General features: G+C 62.6%; 26 protein-coding genes. 5 read left to right on the top strand and 21 right to left on the bottom strand.

Translation table 11 applies throughout. From position 1 onward, the window contains the following. Positions 1 to 14: 14 nt before the first annotated feature. Both ENJ19_04005 and ENJ19_04000 read right to left on the bottom strand, forming a co-directional pair. Positions 15 to 971 carry an acetyl-CoA carboxylase carboxyltransferase subunit alpha gene (locus tag ENJ19_04005; GenBank protein HHM04892.1) on the bottom strand — a complete coding sequence of 319 codons (957 nt, stop codon included), beginning with the start codon at positions 969 to 971 and terminating at the stop codon, positions 15 to 17. Positions 972 to 1,068: 97 nt separating this feature from the next. Next, entirely contained in the window at positions 1,069 to 1,977 is a 909-nt protein-coding gene (locus ENJ19_04000; GenBank protein ID HHM04891.1) for a LysR family transcriptional regulator, read from the bottom strand. Positions 1,978 to 2,087: 110 nt separating this feature from the next. On the opposite strand from ENJ19_04000, the gene ENJ19_03995 reads away from it, so the two are divergent. Both ENJ19_03995 and ENJ19_03990 read left to right on the top strand, forming a co-directional pair. Continuing rightward, a complete protein-coding gene (locus tag ENJ19_03995; protein HHM04890.1) occupies positions 2,088 to 3,497 on the top strand; it encodes a ribulose-bisphosphate carboxylase in 1,410 nt (469 codons plus the stop codon). Between the two features lie 384 nt (positions 3,498 to 3,881). Continuing rightward, positions 3,882 to 4,658: a M23 family metallopeptidase gene (locus ENJ19_03990; protein HHM04889.1), complete on the top strand. Its 777-nt coding sequence runs from the start codon at positions 3,882 to 3,884 to the stop codon at positions 4,656 to 4,658. A gap of 48 nt (positions 4,659 to 4,706) precedes the next feature. Here the strand turns inward: ENJ19_03990 and ENJ19_03985 are convergent, their stop codons facing one another. Genes ENJ19_03985 through ENJ19_03965 form a run of 5 tightly spaced genes read right to left on the bottom strand, consistent with a single transcriptional unit; the run spans position 4,707 to position 10,844 of the window. Next, complete coding sequence (locus tag ENJ19_03985) at positions 4,707 to 6,095, bottom strand: alpha/beta hydrolase (GenBank protein ID HHM04888.1); 1,389 nt, start codon at positions 6,093 to 6,095, stop codon at positions 4,707 to 4,709. A gap of 55 nt (positions 6,096 to 6,150) precedes the next feature. Beyond that, a complete protein-coding gene (locus ENJ19_03980) occupies positions 6,151 to 9,603 on the bottom strand; it encodes a DNA polymerase III subunit alpha (protein ID HHM04887.1) in 3,453 nt (1,150 codons plus the stop codon). A gap of 60 nt (positions 9,604 to 9,663) precedes the next feature. Continuing rightward, positions 9,664 to 10,344 carry a molybdate ABC transporter permease subunit gene (gene modB / locus ENJ19_03975; GenBank protein HHM04886.1) on the bottom strand — a complete coding sequence of 227 codons (681 nt, stop codon included), beginning with the start codon at positions 10,342 to 10,344 and terminating at the stop codon, positions 9,664 to 9,666. After that, positions 10,345 to 10,641 carry a hypothetical protein gene (locus ENJ19_03970; protein HHM04885.1) on the bottom strand — a complete coding sequence of 99 codons (297 nt, stop codon included), beginning with the start codon at positions 10,639 to 10,641 and terminating at the stop codon, positions 10,345 to 10,347. Between the two features lie 17 nt (positions 10,642 to 10,658). Next, positions 10,659 to 10,844 (bottom strand): hypothetical protein, encoded by a 186-nt coding sequence (locus ENJ19_03965; protein HHM04884.1) that lies wholly within the window; start codon positions 10,842 to 10,844, stop codon positions 10,659 to 10,661. A gap of 117 nt (positions 10,845 to 10,961) precedes the next feature. On the opposite strand from ENJ19_03965, the gene ENJ19_03960 reads away from it, so the two are divergent. Beyond that, complete coding sequence (locus ENJ19_03960) at positions 10,962 to 11,264, top strand: hypothetical protein (GenBank protein ID HHM04883.1); 303 nt, start codon at positions 10,962 to 10,964, stop codon at positions 11,262 to 11,264. A gap of 201 nt (positions 11,265 to 11,465) precedes the next feature. Here ENJ19_03960 and ENJ19_03955 read toward each other — a convergent pair whose 3' ends face one another. From ENJ19_03955 to rluD, 8 genes are all read right to left on the bottom strand, one after another. Beyond that, the gene (locus ENJ19_03955; protein ID HHM04882.1) at positions 11,466 to 12,254 is read right to left on the bottom strand and encodes a DUF3106 domain-containing protein; all 789 of its coding nucleotides are present in this window, start codon (positions 12,252 to 12,254) and stop codon (positions 11,466 to 11,468) included. Positions 12,255 to 12,334: 80 nt separating this feature from the next. Further along, on the bottom strand, positions 12,335 to 12,697 hold the full coding sequence (locus tag ENJ19_03950) for a hypothetical protein (GenBank protein HHM04881.1): 363 nt from the start codon (positions 12,695 to 12,697) through the stop codon (positions 12,335 to 12,337). After that, positions 12,694 to 13,230 carry an RNA polymerase sigma factor gene (locus ENJ19_03945; GenBank protein ID HHM04880.1) on the bottom strand — a complete coding sequence of 179 codons (537 nt, stop codon included), beginning with the start codon at positions 13,228 to 13,230 and terminating at the stop codon, positions 12,694 to 12,696. The genes ENJ19_03950 and ENJ19_03945 overlap by 4 nt, the downstream gene beginning before the upstream one ends. A gap of 205 nt (positions 13,231 to 13,435) precedes the next feature. After that, positions 13,436 to 13,936 carry a peptide deformylase gene (gene def, locus ENJ19_03940; protein ID HHM04879.1) on the bottom strand — a complete coding sequence of 167 codons (501 nt, stop codon included), beginning with the start codon at positions 13,934 to 13,936 and terminating at the stop codon, positions 13,436 to 13,438. Then, positions 13,933 to 14,454 (bottom strand): ACT domain-containing protein, encoded by a 522-nt coding sequence (locus tag ENJ19_03935; protein ID HHM04878.1) that lies wholly within the window; start codon positions 14,452 to 14,454, stop codon positions 13,933 to 13,935. Before ENJ19_03935 ends, def begins: the two co-directional genes overlap by 4 nt. 12 nt (positions 14,455 to 14,466) lie before the next feature. Next, positions 14,467 to 15,261 carry a ZIP family metal transporter gene (locus tag ENJ19_03930; GenBank protein ID HHM04877.1) on the bottom strand — a complete coding sequence of 265 codons (795 nt, stop codon included), beginning with the start codon at positions 15,259 to 15,261 and terminating at the stop codon, positions 14,467 to 14,469. 187 nt (positions 15,262 to 15,448) lie between these two features. Next, entirely contained in the window at positions 15,449 to 16,192 is a 744-nt protein-coding gene (gene pgeF / locus ENJ19_03925; protein ID HHM04876.1) for a peptidoglycan editing factor PgeF, read from the bottom strand. Continuing rightward, entirely contained in the window at positions 16,189 to 17,160 is a 972-nt protein-coding gene (gene rluD, locus ENJ19_03920) for a 23S rRNA pseudouridine(1911/1915/1917) synthase RluD (protein ID HHM04875.1), read from the bottom strand. The genes pgeF and rluD overlap by 4 nt, the downstream gene beginning before the upstream one ends. Before the next feature lie 206 nt (positions 17,161 to 17,366). Here rluD and bamD point away from each other — a divergent pair, with 206 nt between their 5' ends. Beyond that, positions 17,367 to 18,008, top strand: a complete 642-nt coding sequence (gene bamD / locus ENJ19_03915; GenBank protein ID HHM04874.1) for an outer membrane protein assembly factor BamD — start codon at positions 17,367 to 17,369, stop codon at positions 18,006 to 18,008. A gap of 81 nt (positions 18,009 to 18,089) precedes the next feature. Beyond that, complete coding sequence (locus tag ENJ19_03910) at positions 18,090 to 18,872, top strand: outer membrane protein assembly factor BamD (protein ID HHM04873.1); 783 nt, start codon at positions 18,090 to 18,092, stop codon at positions 18,870 to 18,872. Positions 18,873 to 19,099: 227 nt separating this feature from the next. Here ENJ19_03910 and ENJ19_03905 read toward each other — a convergent pair whose 3' ends face one another. From ENJ19_03905 to ENJ19_03880, 6 genes are all read right to left on the bottom strand, one after another. Further along, a complete protein-coding gene (locus ENJ19_03905; GenBank protein ID HHM04872.1) occupies positions 19,100 to 19,438 on the bottom strand; it encodes a P-II family nitrogen regulator in 339 nt (112 codons plus the stop codon). 42 nt (positions 19,439 to 19,480) lie between these two features. Then, on the bottom strand, positions 19,481 to 21,166 hold the full coding sequence (locus tag ENJ19_03900) for an NAD+ synthase (GenBank protein HHM04871.1): 1,686 nt from the start codon (positions 21,164 to 21,166) through the stop codon (positions 19,481 to 19,483). A 61-nt stretch (positions 21,167 to 21,227) separates the two neighbouring features. Beyond that, positions 21,228 to 22,100: a succinate--CoA ligase subunit alpha gene (sucD, locus tag ENJ19_03895; GenBank protein ID HHM04870.1), complete on the bottom strand. Its 873-nt coding sequence runs from the start codon at positions 22,098 to 22,100 to the stop codon at positions 21,228 to 21,230. Continuing rightward, on the bottom strand, positions 22,100 to 23,269 hold the full coding sequence (locus tag ENJ19_03890; GenBank protein HHM04869.1) for an ADP-forming succinate--CoA ligase subunit beta: 1,170 nt from the start codon (positions 23,267 to 23,269) through the stop codon (positions 22,100 to 22,102). The genes sucD and ENJ19_03890 overlap by 1 nt, the downstream gene beginning before the upstream one ends. A gap of 273 nt (positions 23,270 to 23,542) precedes the next feature. Continuing rightward, on the bottom strand, positions 23,543 to 24,019 hold the full coding sequence (gene ssb / locus ENJ19_03885) for a single-stranded DNA-binding protein (protein ID HHM04868.1): 477 nt from the start codon (positions 24,017 to 24,019) through the stop codon (positions 23,543 to 23,545). Positions 24,020 to 24,060: 41 nt separating this feature from the next. Then, positions 24,061 to 25,419, bottom strand: a complete 1,359-nt coding sequence (locus tag ENJ19_03880) for an MFS transporter (protein ID HHM04867.1) — start codon at positions 25,417 to 25,419, stop codon at positions 24,061 to 24,063. Between the last annotated feature and the right edge of the window lie 202 nt (positions 25,420 to 25,621).

The following is a 25,621-nucleotide window of genomic DNA, read 5'->3' as shown; positions in this document are numbered from 1 at the left end:
GAGCGGACGTCACATCAGCCGGTGAAATGGCCGAACTGCATCAGCCGCTCGCTGCGCCGGGCCAGCAGCGCGCCGGTGTCCAGCGCCGTAAGCTGGGCGATGTGTTCCGCCAGGGTGTCTTTGAGACGCTGGGCCATGGCGTCCACGTCCCGGTGGGCGCCGCCCAGGGGTTCGGGCACCACCTCGTCCACCAGTTTGAGTTCCAGCAAACGGTCGGAGGTGATGCCCATGGCTTCGGCGGCATCGGACGCTTTCTCCGCGCTTTTCCACAAAATGGAGGCGCAGCCTTCGGGAGAAATGACGGAATAGGTGCCGTATTGCAGCATCAGCACACGGTCGCCCACACCGATGGCCAGCGCGCCGCCGGAACCGCCCTCGCCAATGACCGTGCAAATGATGGGCACCTTGAGGCGCGCCATCACCAGCAGGTTGCGGGCAATGGCCTCGGACTGGCCCCGCTCTTCGGCATCAATGCCGGGATAGGCACCGGGGGTGTCGATGAAGGTGAGGATGGGCAGTTTGAACCGCTCGGCGGTTTCCATCAGCCTGAGGGCTTTGCGGTACCCTTCCGGGCGCGGCATGCCGAAATTGCGGCGGACTTTTTCTTTAGTGTCGCGGCCCTTTTGGTGGCCGATGACCATCACCGGCCGGCCGTCCAGTCGCGCCAGGCCGCCAACGATGGCCCGGTCATCGGAAAAGCTGCGGTCACCGTGCAGCTCTTCAAAATCGGTGAACATGCGTTCCACGTAATCGGAGGTGAACGGCCGCATGGGGTGGCGCGCCAGCTGGGAAATCTGCCAGGCGTTGAGCTTGGAAAAAATGGATTCCGTCAGGCCCCGGCTTTTCTCCTCCAGCTTGCCGATTTCTTCCGACAAGTTGATATCGCTGTCGCTGCTGACAAAGCGCAGTTCTTCGATTTTCGCCTCCAGTTCGGCGATGGGCTGTTCGAAATCCAGGAAATGGCGTTTCATGAAAAGGCGTGTCCGTGGGTGTCGCGCGTGGGGGCGTTATTCTAGCGTCGCGGGGGGCGCTTAGCCACCGCCAAAAGGGGCACGAGCCAGCCCCCTCTCAAATGTAAACCTGGAACTCGGCCGCCTGCTGCAATACCAGGCGGGCAAAGGCCGAGGCGGCCGGACTCAGCCGCTTGCCCTCGCGGTGGACCAGGTGCCACTGCCGTCGCAATGGAAACCCCTGCACGTCCAGGACGCACAACTGGCCGGAGTCGATTTCCGCCCTGACCGTGTGGAGTGATACTACACCCAGCCCCAGGCCCGCCTCCACGGCGTGTTTGATCGCCTCGTTTTTGTTCATTTCCATGGCCGCCTGAAAAACGTGCCCCCGCTCAGCGAAAAATTTTTCCAGGGCGCTGCGCGTGCCCGAACCTTGTTCGCGCCCGATAAGGGGCTCATCCAGCAGTCTTTCGAGGGGGATATTCTTCTTGGCCGCCAAGGCATGGCCGGCGGCACCAATGACGACCAGGGGGTTGTCCATGAACGCCTGTGCCACCAGACGGTGGCCCTCGGGTGGCTGCCCCATCAAGGCCAGGTCAATGCTGTTGTCGCCCAGGTGCTTCAGCAGGGTTTCACGATTGACCACGTTGAGACGAAGGCGCACATCCGGATGAAGACCACGAAACACGGCGAGCAGGCGCACCGTGAAAATGCTGGCGGTGCTGGCCGCCGACACGGTGAGGGTGCCGCCTTTCAGCCCTTGCATATCCGCCAGGAGCTGGTCGAGGTTGGTCAGTTCGCGTTCCAACACCTCGCTCACCCGCAACACTTCCCTGCCCGCCTCGGTGAGGTGAATGTGCTTGCCCATGTGTTCAAATAGGGGGATCCCCAACGCGCCCTCCAACTGCTTGATCTGCATGGAAACGGCCGGCTGGGTGAGATGAAGCTCGGCACTGGCGCGGGAAAAACTCTCGCAGCGGGCCACGGCGGCGAGAATCTCGAGTTGTCGCAAAGTCAGCCTTCTCATAAACAATACTTTTATTTTGTGAAAGTAATTCTTAATTTTTCTTATATACCATATTTTTTATACTGCATTGAGAAATATATTGTCCCGTTGCAACCGTATTGGAGGAACTCATGGCAAACGATCAATCCGGCCGCTATGCCGATCTTGATTTGAAAGAAGAAGATCTCATTGCCGATGGCAAACACCTGCTGGTGGCCTACCGCATGAAACCCGCCCCGGGGCACGGTTTTCTGGCCGTGGCCGCCCACGTTGCGGCCGAATCTTCCACCGGCACCAACGTGGAAGTATCCACCACCGATGATTTCACCCGGGGGGTGGACGCCCTGGTCTATGACATCGACGAGAACGCCTTTGGCGACCAGGGCGGACTGATGAAAGTGGCCTACCCCGTTGAACTGTTTGACCCCAACCTGACCGACGGCGTCTTCAACGTCTCTCACATGTGGTCACTGATTCTGGGCAACAACCAGGGCATGGGGGACCATGAAGGCTTGCGCATGCTGGATTTCCTCGTGCCCGAGTGCATGATCAAGCGCTTTGATGGCCCCGCCGCCAACATCACCAACCTGTGGAAGGTACTGGGCCGTCCCGAAGTGGACGGTGGCTACATTGCCGGCACCATCATCAAACCCAAACTGGGCCTGCGGCCCGAACCGTTCGCCAAGGCCTGTTATGACTTCTGGCTGGGAGGCACTTTTATCAAGAACGACGAGCCCCAGGCCAATCAACCGTTCTGCCCGATGAAGGAAGTGATCCCGCTGGTGGCGCAGGCCATGGACCGTGCCCAGCAGGAGACCGGTGAAGCCAAGTTGTTTTCCGCCAACATCACCGCAGATTTCCATCAGGAAATGATTCATCGCGGCGAATACATCCTGGAAGAGTTCGCCAAATACAACTCTGCCGATCATGTCGCCTTCCTGGTTGACGGCTTCGTCACCGGTCCCGCCGGCGTCACCACCTGCCGACGTGCCTTTCCCGACACCTTCCTGCACTTTCACCGGGCGGGTCACGGCGCGGTGACGTCCTACAAATCCCCCATGGGCATGGATCCCCTGTGCTACATGAAGCTGGCCCGGCTGATGGGCGCCTCCGGCATCCACACCGGCACCATGGGCTACGGCAAGATGGAGGGGCATGCCGGCGAAACCGTGCTGGCCTACATGCTGGAACGCGATGAGTGCCAGGGACCCTACTTCTACCAGAAATGGCACGGCATGAAGGCGACCACGCCCATCATCTCCGGCGGCATGAACGCCCTGCGCCTGATCGGCTTCTTCGAGAACCTGGGCCATGCCAACCTGATCAACACCTGTGGTGGCGGTGCCTTCGGCCATATTGACAGCCCGGCGGCGGGGGGTAAATCACTGGATCAGGCGTACCAGTGCTGGAAGGAAGGCGCCGACCCCGTCGAATTCGCCAAGACGCATCACGAGTTTGCCCGCGCGTTCGAATCGTTCCCCGGCGACGCCGACAAGCTGTTCCCGGGCTGGCGTGAGAAACTGGGCATCAATGCCGCCTGAGCGGCCCGCAAACCCACACTGGAAAACAATAAAAGCGGGCGGTGACGCGGTGCGTCACCGCCTTCTTTTTTTCTGCCCGGCCTCGCAGCACCGCCCGGACCCCACGCTACGAGCAGCCGCTCAAGCCGCCTCCGGTGCCGGAGACCGTGCGTAAACAGCCCCCTGAATGCTGCGAAACAGCCAGCCGAACAATCCGCCGGTGAGGCGAGCCAGGTCTGAAGAGCAGTGCGACGACGACCACTCCCCATCCGGAATGAATGCCGCGGCACTCGACGTCAATCCGGGAAGCAACAACCATCAGGAGGATCAGCGGGGTAACATTCACCGGACGTTTTTTCATGGCACCCCCCCGCAACTATCGGGTACCCTGTCGGGGCAGAACAAATGCGTTTTTCAGATCGGTCAACCGCTGGTTTAGAGGAATATTCAGGGGTGCGGAAAAATACGTTTCCACTTTTCTTGCTCAGCCTCCTGATCGGCGCTGCGGGGGGCTGCTCGGCGGTGCGTGGCACCCTTTCAGGGTCTGATTTCGGCAATGCCGTATTGCGATCTTATGACAAAAGCGTCAGTGCGATTGGCACAGGAGTCAGCCGTTCCACCAAAAAGATAGGCGACTTCCTCAGCGACGCCGACGACAAATGGCTGAGGGGAATACTCAAATCAAAAAAAGCATCCCCGGCAGGCCGCCCCCCAGCTTCGAGAAAAAAGGCCAGCCCGCCCCCTCCGTCAGGAGTGGACCCCTCTGCCGGCGCGGCTGCTTTCCGGTGGCCCGTCGCGGCCGGAAAAAACACCGTTGTCACTTCACAGTTCGGTTGGCGAATGAGAGGCCGGCATCGCGGAATTGATATCGGCGGACCGACGGGAACACCTGTTTATGCCGTGGCCGCCGGAACGGTGATCTTTGCCGCAAACCACAGGAACGGTTATGGAAATCTGGTGATTGTGCATCACGCCAATGGCCTCACTTCCCATTATGCGCACAACGACGTGATCAAGGTGAAAGAAAATCAAGTGGTGCAACAAGGCCAAATCATCGCTTTGTTGGGCTCCACCGGCCGGTCCACCGGCCCGCATTTGCACTTCGAGGTGAGAGCGGGAGATCGTGCGGTGAACCCCTGCAAATTCCTGCCGAGCAACCCATACCTGACCTGCCGCGTGTAAACATGGAAAACCGACGAAGCTGTAAAATCAGGGACACAGAATCAAACATCACTCGGCGACAATGCCATGCAAATAACGGCTGCGCCCATTGGTGCTGGCGTCACTCACCGAGAAATACACGGCCGACCCTTCCAGCGCCATCGCACGATCCGTATCTGACACCAGGGACGAGCCGGCCAGATCGATTCGGCTTTCCGTAGCCTGCAGGGGCAAGGCACCCAGCAACCGGACCAAAGTGCCTTCAATCACGGACTGCCGCGCGGACAGCGCCGTGCCCCTGGCGACGATTTTGACGTTCTCAAGGATGACGCGCGATGCCGAGACTGTCAGCGATCTGGCAAACACGTCTTGCAGCATCACCTGCTCACAGCCTTGAATGTCGATGCGCCGGTACGGTCCATTGATTCGGACTCCGCTCTGGCCCCGGCAGGCGAAGTCATCGTTGACCGCCTGCGGCCGGGGCGCCCGGATGCGCTCCCCGGTTTGATCCGCCACCAGCGCGCCGCGCAACAGGGCATTGAAGGCGGCGGGCGCCTGCTTCATCGGCACATGATTGACGCCTTCCATGACCGTCAACGTTGCATCGGGCATGCGGCCGGCAAGCAGGATTCCGGTCCGCAAGGGCGCAACGCTGTCCACCCCGCCCCAAATTATCCGGGTGGGTACCTTGACCTCGCTGATGGCTTTCGAGAAATCTTCGTTGATCAAGGCCATGGCCGCATGGGTCATGTGGTGGTCTTTGAGCAGGTATCCGCGCGCCATCTCGTTGTTGAGAATAATCTGGGACCAATCAGGAACAGCATCGGCGGCCTCCAACAAGCGCTCGCTGAGGCTGTCCACGCGGCGGGTAATATCCGCCAGCCATGCGCCGACACGGCCCAGGCGCGCCTGGTACGCCCGGGTCAGGCGTGCCAGATGCTTGGTAAACACAGTGCGTTGCAAAATCCCTGCAGCGTCAACGAGGGCTAATTTCTCCACTTCGTGTTGGTAATCGTGCGCATAACGCAGCACGATGGCGCCCCCCAGCGAATGACCGATCGCGATCACTTTTCCTTTGGCCAGGCGGCCCGCCAGCCAATGAATGAGGCGGCTGTAATTGGAGGGAGAATACAGACCGGAACCAGAATCCGAGCGGCCAAAACCGGGCAGATCGAAGGCGACGACGTGAAAGTGATCTGCCAGGGCGGGGATGGTGTTCAGCCAGTCGTTGAGACCGTTATCGCCCAGGCCATGGACGAGGACAACGGTTTGCTTGTTTCCGACCCCCGCTTCCACGATGTAAAGACGGCCGTTGAATACCGGCTCGTCGATGAAGTAGGCGCGCCAGCCATCCGGGTAGGACGAAATGTCCGCGGCAGGTGCTGGTACAGCGTGTTGCGCGGCAGCGCCGGCGGCGAACATCAAGGCCAGCAGCAGGGCAACAATCCGCTTGTTCATGACACAGGTTCAATACCCCTTGCATTCAGTTGTGCCACTGGCACTGTTTCAGACGTCACTGGTAAACCACCCGCACACCCTCCTCCCCCGCCAAATCCCGCAAACGATGCAGCAATTCATCGCTGGGCATCACGCGCCAGTCATCCCCCAGGGCCAGGCGCGCCTGGGCTGAAGCGGTGCGGTAGTTTACCCACACCGGACACTGACCCTCCCGAAACGGCCCCAGGGTCCGCTCCAGCGCCTGCATAAAGCCATTGGCCGCGCGGCGGGCATCGACGGCGATTTCCAGACGGCGGGCGAAGGCGTCGCGGGCGTGATCAATGTCGAAAATACGCTCGGCGCTCATCTTAAAGCCACCCGAGTAATCATCCACGCTGACAGTGCCTTCCACCACCAGCAGTTTGTCCTTCACCACCAGGGTGCGGTATTTGGCGTAGACCTGGGAAAACACGGCCAGTTCGATGCGGCCGCTGCGGTCGTCCAGGGTGACAAAAGCCATGCGGTCGCCACGCTTGCTGTTGCGGGTGCGCAGACCCACCACCAGGCCCGCTACGACAACGGTCTGGTTGCGCTCGGGCTGCAGCTCGCTCAGGCGGGCGCGGACGAACTGGCGCAACTCGCTTTCGTATTGTTCAATGGGATGGCCGGTGAGATAGAGCCCCAGGGTTTCTTTTTCCCCTTGCAGGCGTTCGCGTTCGCTCCATTCTTCGGCGTGCACGAATTCGCCCTGTTCGGACACGTGCACGCAGCCGCCGAACAAATCGTTTTGTCCCACGGCAATATCGCGCACGTGTTGCTCTGCCAGCTTCAATGCGGTGTCCAAAGAAGCCATGAGGGTGGCCCGGCCCGGTCCCAGCTTGTCCAGGGCGCCGGCGCGGAGCAGGGCTTCCAGGGCCCGGCGGTTGAGTTTGCGGGTGTCGATGCGGCGGCAGAATTCGAACAGGTCCTGGTAGCGGCCGTGTTCCTGACGTTCGGCAACAATGCCGTCGGTGGCGGCCGAGCCCACACCCTTGATGGCCCCCAGGCCATAGTAGACAGTGCGCTCGTCTTTCACGGCGAAGGCGGTCTCGCAACTGTTCACATCCGGCGGCAGCAAGTCCAGTTTCATGCGCCGCGCTTCGTCGATGAAGGTAACCACTTTGTCAGTGTTGTGCATATCCGCAGACATCACCGCGGCCATAAAGGCGGCCGGATGGTGGGCTTTCAGCCAGGCGGTCTGATAGCTCACCAAAGCGTAAGCGGCCGAGTGGGATTTGTTGAAACCGTAGCCGGCGAACTTCTCCATCAAATCGAAGATATAGGTGGCGGTGCTTTCCGCCACCCCCCGCGCGGTGGCGCCGCTGACAAAAATTTCCCGCTGCTTGGCCATTTCCTCGGGTTTTTTCTTGCCCATGGCGCGGCGCAGCAGATCGGCGCCCCCCAAGGTATAGCCTGCCAGCACCTGGGCGATTTGCATGACCTGCTCCTGGTACAGGATCACGCCGTATGTGGGCTTGAGTATGGGCGCCAGATCGGGGTGGGGGTATTCCACCCGGGTGCGGCCGTGTTTGCGGTTGATGAAATCATCCACCATGCCCGATTGCAGGGGGCCGGGGCGGAACAGGGCCACCAGGGCGACGATGTCCTCGAAGCAGTCGGGCTGGAGGCGCTTGATGAGGTCTTTCATGCCCTGGGATTCGAGCTGGAAGACGGCGGTGGTTTCGCAGTTTTTCAGCAACTTGAAGGCAGCTTCGTCGTCCAGGGGAATGCGGGCGATGTCCAGGGGGGGCTCACCGGCCTGCTCCTGCTGGGCGTTGACGGTTTTGACGGCCCAGTCAATGATGGTGAGGGTGCGCAGCCCCAGAAAATCGAACTTCACCAGGCCGACGGCTTCCACGTCATCCTTGTCAAACTGGGTGACGGCGCTGCCGCCGCCCTGCTCGCAGTAGAGCGCCGTGAAATCAGTGAGCGCGGTGGGCGCGATCACCACCCCGCCGGCGTGCTTGCCGGCGTTACGCGCCACCCCTTCCAGCTTGCGGGCGAGATCAATGAGATCACGCACCTCGTCTTCTTGGTCATAGCGCGCTTTGAGCTGCTCTTCTTGTTCCAGGGCCTTATCCAGGGTCATGCCCAGTTCGAAGGGGATGAGCTTGGCAATCTGATCCACAAAGCCGAAGGGGTGGCCCAGCACCCGGCCCACGTCCCGCACCACTGCCTTGGCGGCCATGGTGCCGTAAGTGATGATTTGCGAGACCCGCTCGCGGCCGTAGGTCTGCACCACGTAGTCGATGACCCGGTCACGCCCCTCCATGCAAAAATCCACGTCAAAGTCGGGCATGGAGACCCGCTCTGGATTCAGAAACCGCTCGAAGAGAAGGTCATAACGTATTGGATCCAAATCGGTAATTCCCAGGGCATAGGCCACCAAGGAGCCCGCCCCTGAGCCCCGCCCCGGCCCCACAGGCACGCCGTTTTGCCTGGCCCAGCGGATGAAGTCAGCCACGATGAGAAAGTAGCCGGGGAAGCCCATCTGGCAAATCACGTCCAGCTCGCTCTCCAGACGTTCATCATACGGTTTGCGAATGTCGGCAAAATTCTCCGCCCCGGTATCAAATAAAAAGGCCAGCCGCCGCTCCAGCCCCGCGCGGGATTGCTGGCGGAAATAATCGTCGGTGGTCAGGCCCCCGGGAATAGGGAATGCCGGCAGCACTGGCTGGCCCAGGTTCAGCTCCAGATTGCAGCGCCGGGCGATTTCCACGGTGTTTTCCAGCGCCTCGGGCAGGTCGCTGAACAGCTCGGCCATTTCGTCCGGCGTACGCAGATACTGCTGTTCGGAGTACATTCGTGGCCGGCGGGAATCGCCCAGCACCCGGCCCTCGTGTATACACACCCGTGCCTCGTGGGCATCGAAATCGTCCGGGGAGAGAAAGTGCACGTCATTGGTGGCCACCACCGGCAGGTCCGCCGCGGCGGCCAGCTCCACCGCGGCGTGCAGGTAGTCTTCGTCCTGGGGCCGGCCGGTGCGCTGGACTTCAAGGTAAAAGCGGTCCGGGAACCAGCGCTGCCAGTCGGCCAGCAGCAGCCGGGCGTCCTGCCCGGCCAGCAGGGTCTGGCCCAGTTCCCCCTGGCGGCCACCGGAGAGAGCGATCAAACCCTCGGTGCCACCCTCCAGCCAGGCGCTGCGGACCATGGGCACACCCCGCTCCTGCCCCTCCAGATAACTGCGGGAAATGAGCCGGGTGAGGCGGTGGTAGCCGTCCTGGTTTTGGCACAACAGCACCAACCGGCTGGGATCCCCCCCGCCCTGGTCGCGCCGGAACCACACATCCACCCCGATAAGCGGCTTGATTCCGGCCGCCAGCGCCGCACGGTAAAACTTCACCGCCGCGAACAGGTTGCCCTGATCGGTCACCGCCACCGCCGGCATGCCCGCTGCGACCGCGGCTTCGACCAGGGACTTCACCCGCACAATGCCGTTAACGAGCGAATATTCAGTGTGTACCCGAAGGTGAACAAAAGGAACTGCCATGGGCGGCGATTCTAGCTCAGCAGACAGAAATCATCGACGGGGGCGGGCAGGACGGCTCGATTATCTGCCCACAGCGGCGAGGCGGCGGTTGACCCCGTACACCGCCAACAACACCACAAAGGAGAACAACAACAGCCCCGCGGACAGGATATGGGCCTGGCCGTAATCCAGGCTTTCCACGTGATCGTAGACAGCGATGGACAGCACCTGCGTCTGACCGGGGATATTGCCGCCTATCATCAACACAACGCCGAACTCGCCGACAGTGTGGGCGAACCCCAGGGTTGCGGCGGTGAGGAAGCCCCGGCGCGCCAGCGGCACGGCAACGGAAAAAAACCGGTCCAGCGGCGAGGCGCGCAACATGGCGGCAGCCTCCAGCGGTCGCTGCCCCACAGCGGCAAAGGCGTTTTGCAGCGGCTGCACCACGAAGGGGAGGGAATACAGCACCGAGCCGATCACCAAACCGGTGAAGGTGAACGCCAAAGAGCCACCGGTCAATGCGCGCCAGCCGCCGCCCAGGACACCCTCCGGGCTCAAGACCGTCAACAGATAAAAACCCAACACGGTGGGCGGCAACACCAGCGGCACGGCCACCACCGCTTCGATGCCGGTCTTCCACCAGCGTCCCGGCCGCGCCAGCCACCACGCCAGAGGCGTACCGAGCAGCAACAACACCAAAGTGGTGACCAGGGCCAGGCGCAAGGTAATCCACAGCGCCGCCCAATCCCCCTCGGACAACACCTACCCCTGCTCCCCGCAATCCACCACATAAAACCGCAAACGCCGCTCGCCGCCCTGGCCTTCCCCCCAGACCAGGGTGTCGCGCCCCACCAGCGTGGGCCAGCGCCTGGGACCAGCCAGCTCAGGGCGCCACAACACCGGCTGATACCAGCCTTTTTCATCCCGGGCAAAGTGGGCGGGCAGGCGCCGCTCAATGAGCGCCTTCACCATGGCGCGCTCAGCCGTTTCGGCGCAAAGTTCCACGGTGCGCTCCAAGGGGGGCTGTTCGTACAAAGCGGTCACCCGATAGCGTTTCACGATAATTCCCGGGGGAACTAGCGGGCTTCGTTTCTGGTCAGCCCACAACGCCGGCAGCGGTAAGCCGTGATCAGCTTTCCCTGTTTGACATCGAAACGGCGCTCCGCCTGCACGGTCCATTGATGAAAGCCGCTGCGGCACAACGCACGGCCCCGGTGTTTGTCTGATAATTTCGGTCGTTTGAAAGGAACAACGTCACCCACGGCAGGCTCCCGGCAGCTTGACAAAACAAAACCACACAGCTTTTGCTTGTATTCATTTTAAAACTACGGTACTTTGGCGCCATCCGCAACGGATATGCGATTCGGTTGTAACGCACAATGAAAAAACGGCTCCCAGCGCTCGCGCTTTGCGCGGTGATCATCGCCCCCGCCCATGCTGTTGAAACTGTCCCGGACGCGGTCACCGTGTATTGGGAAGTCAGTTTCGGCGGCGCCAGGGAAAATCATGACCAAGCCAGTCTGGGGGTACGCTTCGACACCCTGGACATCAGCCCGCCGCCCGGCACCCCAGCCCCCCGTTTCCGCCTGGAAGAACCTGCGCTGCTTGACTTCGCCGTGGGCGGCAGCGGCGCTGCAGCGCTGCGCTTTTCCGGTCACAATGTTCTAAGCTCCGCGCCTTAGGACTGTCGGATTTAGGAGGATCGAGCGAAAAAGCGGGAGAACGAGGGCAGATTGTCGCGATGTTGAGACGCCCAGGGGGTGCCTGGTGACGAAAAATCGCGCCAACAAGGACCACATCTCCCGGTTTTGCAGCCGATTCATCCGAAACCCGGCAGGTTCCTGGCCCGCATTGCCCGGCAGGAGGAGACGGCACGGCGGAATCTACCGTTGCGGCCGCGCCCGGGGGTGAAACCCCTGGCTCTCGCGGTGCCGAAACCGCTGCAGGGCCTCATGCCGCTCCCGCGGCGTCATCTGCCGCAGTGCGTCGCGCGCCCGGTCCCGCTGAGCGGGCGACAGTTCACGCCAGTGCTCTTTCAGCCGCTGGCGCTCGCTCTGTGGCAAAGCATGGATCCCCTCCTGCAAGCGCCGTCTCTCATGGGGCATCAAATCGCCATGACGGATTTGCTGCCGTGCCTTGCGGCGCTGTTCCGGTGTCAAACTTTTCCATTCCTGCCGCAGCTTACGGCGCCGCTCGGGGGGCTGCGCCTTGAACCACTGCCACATCCGCCGGATTCGAGCCTGTTCCGCCGGTGGCAAGGCCTTGAATCGCCTGAAACGTTCGCGCATCTTCGCCCTTTGCTCGGGTGACAGTTCACGCCAATGCTTAAACCGTTGTTGCGCCAGCTTCCGTTCACCCGCATCCATTTCCGCCCACCGCTGGGCGCCCCGTTGCAGACGGGCCTGACGATCTGCTGGCAATTGATCCCATTTATCGGCGAAAGGCTTGAGCACGGCTTGTTCCCCCGGGCTGAGGGAGGACCAATCCAGGGCGAAAGCTCCCGGCAACCACCCGCCGAGCCCCACGGAAAAGGCCAGTATCAGGGTTCTAATCTTCATCGCGCTCATCCGCCTGTACTGCTGTTGTTTGGGATTCCGGACCTTGAAAGCGCATGGGATCCACCCATTCACCGTCATCCGTTTCCCAATCAGCGAGAAATTCCAAGAGTTCAAGAGAGGGCGACTCGTCTTCCGGTGCGTCGTCTGCCACTGCCGCAAAAGGGATCAGCACCAGCATCAACAACCAGACGACGCTAACCCGTTTCATGCACATCGGCCAACCACAGGTAAAAATCCGCGTCTTCGAAAACCTCCAGCTCTTCCCCTGACAGCAAGAGCTCCATATCATCCAGTTCAGCAGCGGGAACCACCGGATCCAACCCCTGTTCAGGGCCGGACCACAACACGACGGCAAGCACCACTACGGCGGCGGTGGCGAAAGCGCCCCCGAAGGCACGCCCTTTCCACGGCGTGCGAACAGGCGCTGCGGCGGCCAGGGCCTGCTTGCGCGCGGCACGCAAACGGGCGCGGGTGAGTTCGTCCAGGGATTCGGCCCGCGCCTCCAGCACACGCTTGGCGTGGTCCAGAAAAACCTGCTCATCGTCACGCGGGGTCACGGCCAATGATCCTGAAGTTGCTCGCGCAGGGTGTGCACGGCACGGGAGTAATGGGTTTTCACACTGCCGGCGGAGCACCCCATGGCTTGTGCTGTCTGGGCCACATCCAGACCTTCCCAGGTGCGCAGCATGAACGCCTGCTGCTGACGCGGCGGCAGCCTGCGCAATGCACGTTCCAGTGCTTCAGCCGCCCGCTCGCCCGCCACGCGCCGCTCAGTGCCGGGGGCCTCAGGGTCGTGCCAGTCCAGCTCAGGATGGTCATCGCCCTCCTCCGGCGCGCGGCGCCACGCCATCCAGCGCCGCCGCACTGCGCCGCGGCGGTGCCAGTCGTTGATGCGGTTGTTCAACACCCGGTAAAACAACGGCGGCCACTCGGCCTCGCTGCGGTCCGCGTAGTGTTGGACGAGTTTCATCATGGCGTCTTGTACCACGTCCAATGCCTCGTCGGTATCGCCGGTGGCGATCCGCGCCATATGCAGGGCGCGTTTTTCCACTCCGGCGAGAAATCGCTCCAGAGCTTCGGTGGCGGCCAGTGTCTGCTTCCTCCCCGTCTATGCCGTCTCAAATTCCGCGCCTGTTGCAACAAACAAACGGTCCTCATCTGACACTTGCATCCCCCCCACGCCCGCGATCCGCCCTGGCTGCCATCAGTCCAAACCCGGTCACGGCTGTTTGTCATTCTAACGTCGCACGGCGGCGTCGGTTGACATCGCAAGGCACGGAAACGCAAGAGTAGAGTTATTTGTAGACCTTGCGCCGAAACAGGTCGTTGCGCCGGCTCACCAGGCGGTCGAGGAACAGCAGGCCGTCGAGATGATCGATTTCGTGCTGCACGGCCCGGGCTTCAAAACCGGCGCACTCGTAGCGCTGCCGCGCGCCATGCTCATCGAAGGCGTCCACCACAATGCGCGCCGCCCGGATCACGTTGCCGGTGTAGTCGGGCACAGACAGGCAGCCCTCCCGGCCCACGTCCAGGCCCTCCCATGCGCTGATTTCGGGGTTGATCAGCACCATGCGGCCGTGGCTCTCCACCTGGCGCCGGGCGGAGCAGTCCACAATGACGATGCGTTGGAAACGGCCCACCTGGGGCGCGGCGATGCCCACGGCACCGGGACCCTCGCCCATGGTGGCCGCCAGCTCCGCCACAAACGCCAGCAAAGACTGATCGAAAACCTCCACCGGTGAAGAGACTTGCTTCAGGCGCGGATCGGGATAGGTCAGAATCTCCAGCGCCATCAGCCCACCATGGTCTCAACAAGGCCAAGGCGGGCTTCCACGCCTTCCTGGCGCACGACACTGAGAGCGGATTCCAGGGCTTCAACACCTTCAGTGGCCTGACCCTCGATATGCATGATATAGAGGGGTGCGTCAGTGCTGCCCGCCACATCCGAGTCCAGATCGAGAATATTCAAGCCCGCCTCCGCCAGGATGCCGGTCACTTTGGCGACGATGCCGGCGCGATCCGCCCCGAACACGGTAATACGCACATCGGGAAGCAAGTGTTCGTGCAGGCGGCCCTCGATGGCGTCCACGTGCAGGTGCAACCCCAAGGATTGGATCACCGGCTCCACCGTCACTGCCAGCTGCCTGGCCGTGCCGTCGAACTCCACCATCAGCATGATGGTGAAATTACCCCCCAGGCGCAGCATGGAAGCCTCCCCCAGATTGGCGCCACCCTCGTACAAGGCGCGGGTCACGTGGGCCACGATACCGGGCCGGTCCCTGCCCACCACCGTCAACATATACCAGTGCTTCATGTCCGAACCCCCTCAATGCAGGGTGCTGTGGGCCAGATAAACGGTCAGCACACCTGCGGAAATCAAGCCGATTTGCTGCAAGCTTGCACTCAGTTCCACCCGTTCGTGCAAACCCGGAATCAAGTCCGCCACCGCCACGTAAATAAAGCTCGCCGCCGCGACCGCCAAGGCATAGGGCACCAGTTGCTGGGCATCCTGCAAACCATAATAGGCCAGCACCGCCCCCACCACCGTCGCCAGGGACGACAACAGATTGAACCCCATGGCCCGGCCCCGGCTGAAGCCGCTACTCAGCAGCACGGCGAAATCGCCCACTTCCTGGGGGATTTCATGGGCGGCCACGGCCAGGGCGGTAACCATGCCAAGATGACTGTCGGAGAGAAACGCGGCGGCAATGATGATGCCGTCCACGAAATTATGCAGACTGTCCCCCACCAGCACGATGACCCCCGCCGACGCCTCGCCCTGTGAGCCGCTCTCCGTCGGATCGTGCGCCTCGCAATGGCGATGATGACAATGGCGCCACAGCACCATTTTTTCCAGCACGAAAAACGCCAGCACACCCAGCAACACCGCCAACATCAAATCGTGCACATCGTGCACATCGTCCACACCGGGCGCCCCCATGGCGTGGGGCAACAAAGCCAGAAACGCCGCCCCCAGCAAAGCGCCGGTGGCGAAACTGATCAAGTACGGCAGCAGGCGCTCACGCCACAGCGACGGCAGCAGCAAAAACGTTCCCGCCGCCACCACACTCAGCACACCACCCAGCAGGCTGAAAAGAATGATCCACCCGAGCACGCCCATTCAACAATCCGGTCAACAAGGTAGCCGGGCAGTCTACCCGAATTGTCTGGAGGGTCCAGCCTGAAAAGGCGCCAGGATCGGTCCCCCCGCCGTCAGCGCCCACCTCCCCGCGCTCACTCCCCTCTTTGAGAAAGAGGCAGGCCATAGAGGAGATGGCTTTCTATTCCCCTTTTGAAAAATGGGGGACTTAGCACGGGGCCAGCCAAACCAAGGCCGCCATCCGCCCCGTGAGACCGTCGCGGCGATAGGAGAAAAAACGTTCAGCATCGCCCACGGTGCACCAATGCCCACCGTACACCGCGGTGACATGAACGCGTGCGAGGCGCTGACGGGCCAGGGCGTATAAGTTCGCGAGGTAGCGGTCCCCGCGCCCGGGGTGAAAGGCGTGTTCCGCCGCGGCGTCCTGTTGGATGAAGGCTTGGCGCACCTCGGGGCCCACCTCGAAGGCGGTGGGGCCAATGGCGGGGCCAAGCCAGGCGAGCAGGCGCCGCCCCGGCCGGCCCAGGGCCCGCACGGCCTGTTCGATGATGCCGGCGGCCAGGCCACGCCAACCGGCGTGGACGGCGGCCACTACAGTACCGCCAGTGTCGCACAGCAACAGGGGCAGGCAGTCGGCGGTGAGCACGGTGCAGACCAGGCCGGGGTGGCGGCTGAAACTGCCGTCCGCCACCACTCCGGCCCTGGCACAGGCGGCATCCACCACAACCGTGCCGTGCGCCTGTGCCAGCCACAGCGGTTCCGCGGGCAAGGGCACGGCACGCCGCAAGCGACGGCGGTTTTCCTGCACCTGCTCCGGCTCATCGCCCACATGACCGGCCAGGTTGAGGCTGCCGTAGGGCGGCTCGCTCACCCCGCCGCTGCGGGTGGTGGCAAGCGCCCGCACCGTCGGGGGCGCGGGCCAGTCCGGGGTAATCCAGGCCGGGCCGGTCATGCCTGGGCGTCCGTATCGGCTTTTAGCGCGGCGAGCAGCTGGCATATATCGTCCGGCAAAGGCGCCTCCCACGACACCGGTTCGCCCCGCCGCGGATGCCGCAGGGCCAGGCGGCGGGCATGCAAGGCCTGGCGGGGAAAACCGCGCAGGGCTTGAATGAGTGCGTCTCCGGCGCCGGAAGGCAGGCGCGCGCGGCCGCCGTAGGTGGCATCCCCCACCAGCGGATGGCGGATATGGGCCAGGTGCACCCGGATTTGGTGAGTGCGCCCCGTCTCCAGGCGCACAGCAATATGGGTGTGGGCCCGGAAGCGGCCTTGGACGCGATAATGGCTGATGGCCGGCTTGCCCCTTGGCACCACGGCCATGCGCTTGCGGTCCACGGGATGGCGGCCGATGGGGGCGTCCACCGTGCCCCCCGCCACCAGGGCGCCCACCACCACCGCCGCGTACTCCCGGCTCACGGTGCGGGCCTGCAATTGTGCCACCAGACTTTTTTGCGCCGCCAGGGTGCGGGCCACCACCAGCAGCCCACTGGTGTCCTTGTCCAGACGGTGCACCACTCCGGCACGGGGCAGGCGCTCCAGCTCGGGGGCGTGGTGCAACAGGGCATTGACCAAAGTACCGTCCCAGTTGCCCGCCGCGGGATGCACCACCACGCCGGGCGGCTTGTTGATGACCAGCAGGCTGTCGTCCTCGTAGACCACGGCCAGGGGCAAAGACTGGGCCTGCCAGCTTACCGCCTGCTCTGCCACCACTTCCACGACAACCCGTTCACCCCCGCTGAGTCTGGCGCGACCGCGCAGAACCCGGCCGTTGACGGTGACGCGCCCGGCCTTGATCCACTGCTGCAAGCGGCTGCGGGAGTACGCGGGAAACAGGGCCGCGAGAGCCTGATCGAGACGCCTGCCCGCCACGCTCAGGGGGACGGTGGCTGAAAGTATCTGGCGGTTTTCTTTCTCCGGGCTCATACATGTATTCTTGAATCACTGAATTGCACGTATAATCACTGTGCAGAAAAGCCATAAATCAACGCTGTACACCGAAGGTCAGCTCTGAAAATCGATGAAGGCGGGGCAGAAACAAGCGGATATCCAGGGCTCGCCGGGTACGGGGGAATGCCGCAAGTGTACAAAGATTGCGGTCTGATGTGCCAACCTAGGGAAGGGTTGTTGAAGTGAGGTGTTACGCTTTCATGCTGGCCTGCTTCGTGCTTGGTGTCAGTCAAACACCCTTGGCCCAGAACGCAACGGCCGCCGAGGACCGGCCCTCCAGAAAGCATTTTCTGGCCGGCCACCAGGCCATGAAGTCAGGGGACTATGTGACCGCCATAGATGAATTCGAAAAAATCAAAGGACTGGCGGTGGAAGAAAAATTCGCCGCCCAAAGCCTGCTGGAAATGGCTTACGCCTACTACAAGAATCTGAAATTTTCCGCCGCCTACGCCATGGCCGACGCTTATATCCATCGTTACCCGCGCCACCGTAGCGTGGATTATGCCTACTATTTACGCGCCCTGGCGGTGTTTCAACAGGCGGTGATGATGGGCACCGGCGGCCGGGAATGGCGGGCCGGCCTGCACCGCGCTTATATGCTGTTCAACGAGATACTGGACCGCTTCCCCGCTACCCGCTATCGGGAGACTGCGGAACAATATTTACGCTATCTGCGTCAATACGTGGCAGAAGACGCCCCCATGCTGGTGCAAAGGGAACGCGCCATGCGCGAGGCCCTGGCTGCTGCCCGGCAGGGCGAAAGCCAGGCCGGCAGGGATGCACAAGGAGAAGCCACCGCACTGAGCGCAGCGAACGCGCCATAAACAACAGCCGTTTGCACGGACGCCGGGCAAGCGGACGGAACGCAGTCATACGGCCCCGGGCCGTCATTCGAGCACAGTATCATGCCCACGCTACGCAGCTTTGTCCCTTTACTCACGGCCCTGATGTTGAGCGCCTGCGCCGCATTCACCAGCTCCGTTGACGACCCGGAAAACTGGCCGGCGGAGAAATTTTACCAAGAAGGCAAGCGGGCCATGGATGTCGGCGACTACGAAGTCGCCATCGAACACTTCGAGGACCTCATCGCCCGCTTCCCCTTCGGCGCCTATGCCCAACAGGCGCAGTTGAACATCGCCTACGCCTACTACAAGTTCGAAGAACCGGAATCCGCCGTCGCCGCTGCAGACCAGTTCATCAAGCTCTACCCCCGCCACCCGCGGGTGGACTACGCCTATTACATCAAGGGGCTGGCGCGCATGCCCACCATGGGGCCGCTGGAGAGATGGTTTGAAACCGATCCGGGCCAGCGGGATCCCCGCCCGGCGCAGGAAGCCTACCGCTATTTTTCGGAACTCATCCGGAAATTCCCGGGCAGCCCCTACGCGGCCGATGCGGCGCAGAGAATGATTTACCTGCGGGAAGTCCTGGCCAGAAACGAGCTCTATGCCGCACGCTTCTACATGGAAAAAGGCGCCTATGTGGCGGCGGCCAACCGGGCCAAATTCATATTGGAGCACTACGACCAGACACCCGCCATTCCCGCAGCCCTTAAGATCATGAGCGAGGCCTACCAGCACCTGGGTTTGAGCGACCTGGCCGCCGACGCCCGGCGAGTGCTGAGTTTGAACTTTCCGGACACCGGGGCCAGTAAAGAGCAGCCAGCCGCGGGCGGCACGGGGGACTGACCACCCCCGTCGGCGGCTCGAAGCGCGTGTTTGAACTTGCAAACCAGTTCAAACTCAACAAGCCGACAAGATGTTGAAAAAGGCCTTCCCGGCCTTTTTCAACACCGGCCGCCGCCAAGGCAGCTTGCGACTGCCTCACATGCTCAATGACTTGTCGTCATTGAACATGACGGTGCAGCCCCACACTGCACACAGCTTGTTGCAAAGCAGGGTTTTTCAACAAGCTGCTAGATTGCGTCGGCGCCCTCCTCCCCGGTGCGGATGCGCACGACGCGCTGAACGTCAGAGATAAACACCTTGCCATCGCCGATCTTACCGGTGCGGGCAGCCTGGATTATGGCTTCCACCGCCCGCTCGACCTGCTCTTCTTTCACCACCAGCTCGAGTTTCACCTTGGGCAGGAAATCCACCACGTACTCAGCGCCGCGGTAAAGTTCGGTGTGCCCCTTCTGACGGCCAAAGCCTTTCACTTCCACCACCGTCATACCGGTAATCCCCACCTCCGACAGCGCCTCACGAACGTCGTCTAATTTGAACGGTTTGATGACAGCTTCAACCTTTTTCATTCTTACATCCCCTCTGTTGGCCTGGGCCTGTATGGAAAACTGCTATTTTGGGCAAAATGTTGCTCTGGCGCCAGGGCTGGCCCGGTTGATATCCAGTTCGGCCGAGCTTCGATAGCCCGAGGTGATGGGATAGCGCCGGTCGCGCCCGAACGCCCGGCGCGTTACCCGCACCCCGGGCGGGGCCTGGCGGCGCTTGTATTCGTTGCGGTTGACCATGGCCACCACCCGCGCCACCACCTCCGGCGGAAAACCGGCGGCGATAATCTCTTCTACCGGACGGTCCTGCTCCACGTACAGAGCCAGGATGGGATCGAGCACCTCATAGGGCGGCAGGCTGTCCTGATCCACCTGGCCGGGCTTGAGTTCAGCAGACGGCGCCCGGGTCAGCACCCGCTCGGGGATGACGCTGCCAAGACGGTTGCGATAGCGCGCCAGGCGGTACACCAGGGTTTTGGGCACATCTTTGATAGGGGCGAAGCCGCCGGCCATGTCCCCGTACAGGGTGGCATAACCCACCGCCATCTCGCTTTTGTTGCCGGTGGTCAGGACGATTTTGCGCTTTTTGTTGGAAATGGCCATAAGAATGACGCCCCGGCAGCGGGCCTGAATGTTTTCCTCGGTCACGTCCGGCGCAGCGCCGGCGAACTCCTCCGCCAGGCTGTCGAGAAAGGCCTGGTAGCCGGGCTCTATGGCGATGACGTGGTATTCCACCCCCAGGGCCCGGGCCTCGGCGGCGGCGTCCTCCAGGCTCATCTGCGAGGTGTAGCGGGAGGGCATCATCACCGCTTCCACCCGGTCGGCGCCAATGGCATCCACGGCGATGGCCAGGGTCAGGGCGGAATCCACACCGCCGGACAAGCCCATTACCGCGCCGCGAAAACCGTTTTTTTCGATGTAGTCCCGCACCCCCAGCACGATGGCCTGATAAACGCCGGCCTCTTCCTCCGGCGCCGGTGACAACTCGCCGGGCCGCGGTCGCACCCCCTGCCCGCGGCACTCGAATTCCACCACCCGCAGGGCTTCTTCGCCAAAGGGCGCGCGCCACACCACGCGCCCGTCGCTGTCCATCACGAAGGACGACCCCTCGAACACCAATTCGTCCTGTCCGCCCACCTGATTGACATAAACAATGGGAAGGGGCGCCTCACCGATGCGTTGGCGCAACACGTCTTCCCGCTCACGGCGTTTTTGCGCATGGAAGGGGGAGGCATTGAGGTTAAGCATGAGTCGCGCACCCGCCGCCTTCGCCTGCGCCATGGGACCGGGATGCCACAAATCCTCGCAAATGGTGATGGCCACGGGCACACCTTTAATGTCCACCACTGCCGGCTCGGCGCCCGGCACGAAATAGCGCTTTTCGTCGAACACGCTGTAATTGGGCAAGTGTTGCTTGCGATACGTGGCAAGAATGTCGCCATCGCGGATCAAAGAGGCGCTGTTGTACAGGCCGCCGGTGCCGGGGCAGGGATAGCCGATGACAACATCAATGCCCCGCACTTGGCGTTTCAACATTTCCAGCGCCCGCAGCACCTGCTGGTGCAGGCCGGGCCGGAGCAAGAGATCTTCCGGCGGATAGGCCGTCAGGCTGAGTTCGGGAAACAGCACCACGTCGGCCCTGAGTTCGTCCCGCGCGCAAACCAGCGCCCGCTCCACCCTGGCCAGATTGCCGGCCACATCCCCCACCAGGAAATCAAGCTGGGCCAACGCCACCCGCAGGTGCTTGCTCATCCTCTTCCCTTATTTCAGCTCCCGCAGCCGCTGGGACTGTTTTCCGGACGGCGCGCTGAGATCAGCCGGTAAAGTAATCCAGCATCAGTTTTCCGATGTCCGCCGGCGACCGGGCCACTTGCACGCCCGCCGCCTCCAGGGCGGCAATCTTGTCCGCCGCCCGGCCTTTGCCCCCTGCAATGATGGCGCCGGCGTGGCCCATGCGCTTGCCCGGCGGCGCGGTCACGCCGGCGATATAGGCCACCACCGGCTTGCGCACCCTGGTGCGGATGTAGTCGGCGGCTTCTTCTTCGGCAGTGCCACCGATTTCGCCCACCAGCACGATGCCCTTGGTCTGGCGGTCTCCCTCGAAGGCGGCCAGGCAGTCGATAAAGCTGGTGCCTTGGATGGGATCGCCGCCGATACCCACGCAGGTGCTCTGTCCCAGGCCGTTTTGGGTGGTTTGATACACTGCTTCGTAAGTCAGGGTGCCGGAACGAGAGACGATACCGATCATGCCTTTTTTGTGGATGGCGCCGGGCATGATGCCGATTTTGCACTCGCCCGGCGTGATGATGCCCGGGCAATTGGGACCGATCAAACGGGCGCCGTAAGACTTCAGCGCCGCCTTGACCCGCAGCATGTCCTGCACCGGAATGCCCTCGGTGATGCAGGCAATCATTTTGATACCGGCGTCCGCCGCTTCCAGGATAGCATCGGCGGCGAAGGGCGCGGGCACGTAAATCATGGTGGCGTCGGCACCGGTGGCGGCCACTGCTTCGCGCACGGTGTTGAAAACAGGCCGGCCGAGGTGGGTTTGTCCGCCCTTGCCCGGCGTGACACCGCCCACCAGATCCGTGCCGTATTCCATTGCCTGCCGGGAATGGAAAGTGCCTTGTTTGCCGGTGAACCCCTGGCAGATCACCTTGGTGTTTTTATTGACGAAAACAGCCATCAGTGTGCTCCTGCCGCCAGGGCGACGGCCTTGCGGGCGCCATCGGTCAGATCGTCGACGGTCTCGATGGCCAGGCCGCTGTCCTTCAGCATGGCCTTGCCCTGGTCCACATTGGTGCCTTCCAGGCGCACCACCACCGGCACAGCCACGTGCACCTCCTGCACCGCCTTGATGATACCCTCGGCGATGAGATCGCAACGCACGATGCCGCCAATGATGTTCACCAGCACCGCCTGCACTTTGTCATCGGACAAAATGAGCTTGAAGGCCTCGGCCACCCGCTCGGCAGTGGTACCACCGCCCACATCCAGGAAATTGGCCGGCGCGCCACCACACAGTTTGATAAGGTCCATGGTGGCCATGGCCAGGCCGGCGCCGTTCACCATACAGCCGATATTGCCGTCCAGGGAAATGTAGTTGAGGCCATACTGCTCTGCTTCCAGCTCCCGCTCGTCTTCCTGGCTGGGGTCTTTCAGCGCCGCCACCTCGGGATGGCGGAACAGGGCGTTGTCGTCGAGATTGATCTTGGCATCCACCGCCAACAGCTCACCCCCCCCGGTCACCACCAGCGGATTGATTTCCACCAGGGCGGCGTCTTTTTCCACGAACAGGCGGTACAACCCGGTCATCACACGGCCCAGCTGTTTGAACTGATCACCCGCAAGACCCAGTTCAAAACCCACCTGGCGCCATTGGTAGGGCTGCAGGCCCACCACGGGATCCACCGAGGTGGTGAGAATCTTGTCGGGCTGGTCCACCGCCACCTGTTCGATATCCATGCCGCCAAGGGCGGAGGCCATGAACACCACCCGCTCGCGGGCCCGGTCAATGACTGCACCCAAATACAGCTCCCGCGCCACTTCGCAAGTGGGCTCGACCAACACCGTGTTGATGGGCAGCCCGTCGGGCGGGGTCTGGTGGGTCACCAGGCGGGCGCCCAACATGTCGCGGACGGCGCTTTCCAGGTCTTCGGGATTGCGCACCAGCTTGACGCCCCCGGCCTTGCCGCGTCCGCCGGCGTGCACCTGGGCCTTGACCACCCAGGCGTCACCGCCCAGTTCAGCGGCCGCGGCGCGGGCCCGGCCCGCGTCGGTGACCACCTTGCCGGAAGAGACCGGTATGTCAAACCCGGCGAAAAGCTGTTTGGCTTGGTATTCGTGTAGATTCATGCTGCCACCGCGATAGTCCTTGGCTGTGCCGGTCCGGGCGCTGGGAACGCCGCAGTGCGACCACTCACAGAAATGAGAGGAAATGGGGCGCGGCGACCGCCGGCCCACCTGAGGTTCTGTGTAGTAGTTCGGACACCTATCCCGAAGCTTGACTCACCCGGAAGGTGGGGTATTGCCTATTGTTTACACATTGTTGACAAACCCGGCCCGCGCTCCCCCTCATGCGGCAGCCCGGATCAAGGCGCCACGCTTCACTGGCTCAACTAAAGAAACCTAAAAGGGAATATCGTCATCGAAATCCTGCGCCGGACCGGAGGAGGCGGCGGCGGACGGGGCCTGCGCGGACGGGGCCTGCGCCGGCCGGTCCCAGTCAGTGCCGTTGTCGCGCGCTGTGGCACTGCCGCCCGCGGTCCCGCGGCTGTCCAGCATCTGCATCTCCGAGGCCACCACCTCGGTGGTATAGCGGTCGCGGCCTTCCTTGTCCTGCCACTTGCGGGTACGCAGACTCCCTTCCACGTAAACCTTGCCGCCTTTTTTCAGGTATTCGCCGGCGATTTCCGCCAGCCGCCCGAAAAACACCACATTGTGCCACTCGGTGCGCTCCTGGTTCTCCCCCGTCTGCTTGTCCTTCCAGCTGTCAGTGGTGGCCACCGAGACGTTGGCGACCGCGGAGCCGCTGGGCATGTAGCGCACTTCGGGATCACGACCCAGGTTACCGATCAAAATCACTTTGTTGACGCCTCGTGCCATGGCTGTTCCTCGCAAGATCTGGAAATAGTTAAGGCGATAGTTTACGACTGCCCGGTGGAAAACTCACGCAGAGCGTCTTCCGCCAGACGCTGATGGTCCACTTTCAAATAAGCCACGCCCTCCTCCCCGGCCACCACCGCCTCCTCCACCCCGGGAACGGCGCGCAGACGCTCCGCCAGCGCCATTGCCTCTGCCTCCCCCAGCGGCCCGACGTGCAGCAGCCGGCTGCTGAGATAACGCGGCGGTGCCATGGTGGCCGCCACCGCCACCCAGACCGCCGCCGCCACGGTGCAAAATCCGAACACGCCGGACAGGCCCAGGGCGCCGTGCAAGCCCCCGCCCAGGGCGCCACCGGCAAAGGCGCCCAAAAACTGGGAGCTGGAATAGACCCCCATGGCCGTCCCCTTTTTGTCTGCGGGCGCGACCTTCGCGACCAGGGAAGGCAGGGTAGCCTCCAGGACATTGAAGGCGGTAAAAAACACCAGCAGCGCCAGGACAATCCCGGGCAGGGACTCCCAACCCAGCAACAGCAGCAACTCACCCACTCCCAGCATGGCAACGGCGGTAACGAATATCTGCTTGAGCTTGCGCCGCTTCTCACCAATGATGACCAATGGCACCATGGCCGCCAGTGCCACCACCATGACGCCCAGATACACCACCCAATGAAAAGCGGTGGCCAGGCCGGCATGATCGCGCAGCGCCAGCGGCACCACGACGAAACTGGCCGTGAGCAGCATGTGCAGGGTGAAAATGCCGAAATCCAGCCGCAGCAATTCGCCGTCGCGCAGCACCGCACCGAAGGAGGACAACACCGGCTCCGCATCCCGGTGGACCTGGCTGTGGCCGGGGGTCGGCACCCACAGGTAGAGAATAGCTATCCCCACCAGGGCCAGAAGCGCCGTCAGCCAGAAGATACCGGGCACACCGATCCAGTGGTTGAGCACGGGGCCGAGAATCAGGGAAACGGTAAAGGCCAGGCCGATGCTGGCGCCGATGGTGGCCATGGCCTTGAGGCGGTGCTCCTCGCGGGTGAGATCCGCCGCCAGCGCCATCACCGCCGCAGCGATGGCGCCGCTGCCCTGCAGGGCGCGGCCGATGATAACCCCTGTGATAGAATCCGCCACCGCAGCCACCACGCTGCCCAGGGCGAACACCACCAGGCCAAAGGCAATCACCGGCTTGCGACCTAAGCGGTCGGACATCAGCCCGAAGGGGATTTGCAGGACTGCCTGGGACAGGCCGTAAATGCCGATGGCCAGCCCCACCAGCGCGGGCGTCACCCCGTCCAGGTGTTCGGCGTAAAGGGCAAACACGGGCAGAATCATGAACAGACCCAGCATGCGGGTGGTGAATATCGCCGCCAGCGATACGGCGGCGCGGCGCTCTGTGGGCGTCATATCCTCTGCACTCATGGATACCCCCTTCGCGTTGATCCGGTGACAAGAAAGGGGCGTATCTTAGCAGCTTGGTCTTTTAGAACAACTCCAGCCTTCCAAGCTCCCGCTTTTGAAAAAGGGGGTTGGAAGGATCGACCAAATCACAATAGAACAGGCTCTGAAACTGGTGGTTTTCGGGGGGCAGGCCCGGTGTGGAAAATCC

Source organism: Gammaproteobacteria bacterium (assembly GCA_011375345.1).
In the GTDB taxonomy this organism is placed as follows: Bacteria; Pseudomonadota; Gammaproteobacteria; order DRLM01; family DRLM01; genus DRLM01.
Note: the sequence above shows the minus strand (reverse complement) of the source record. Positions and strands in the feature narration are given on the sequence as shown.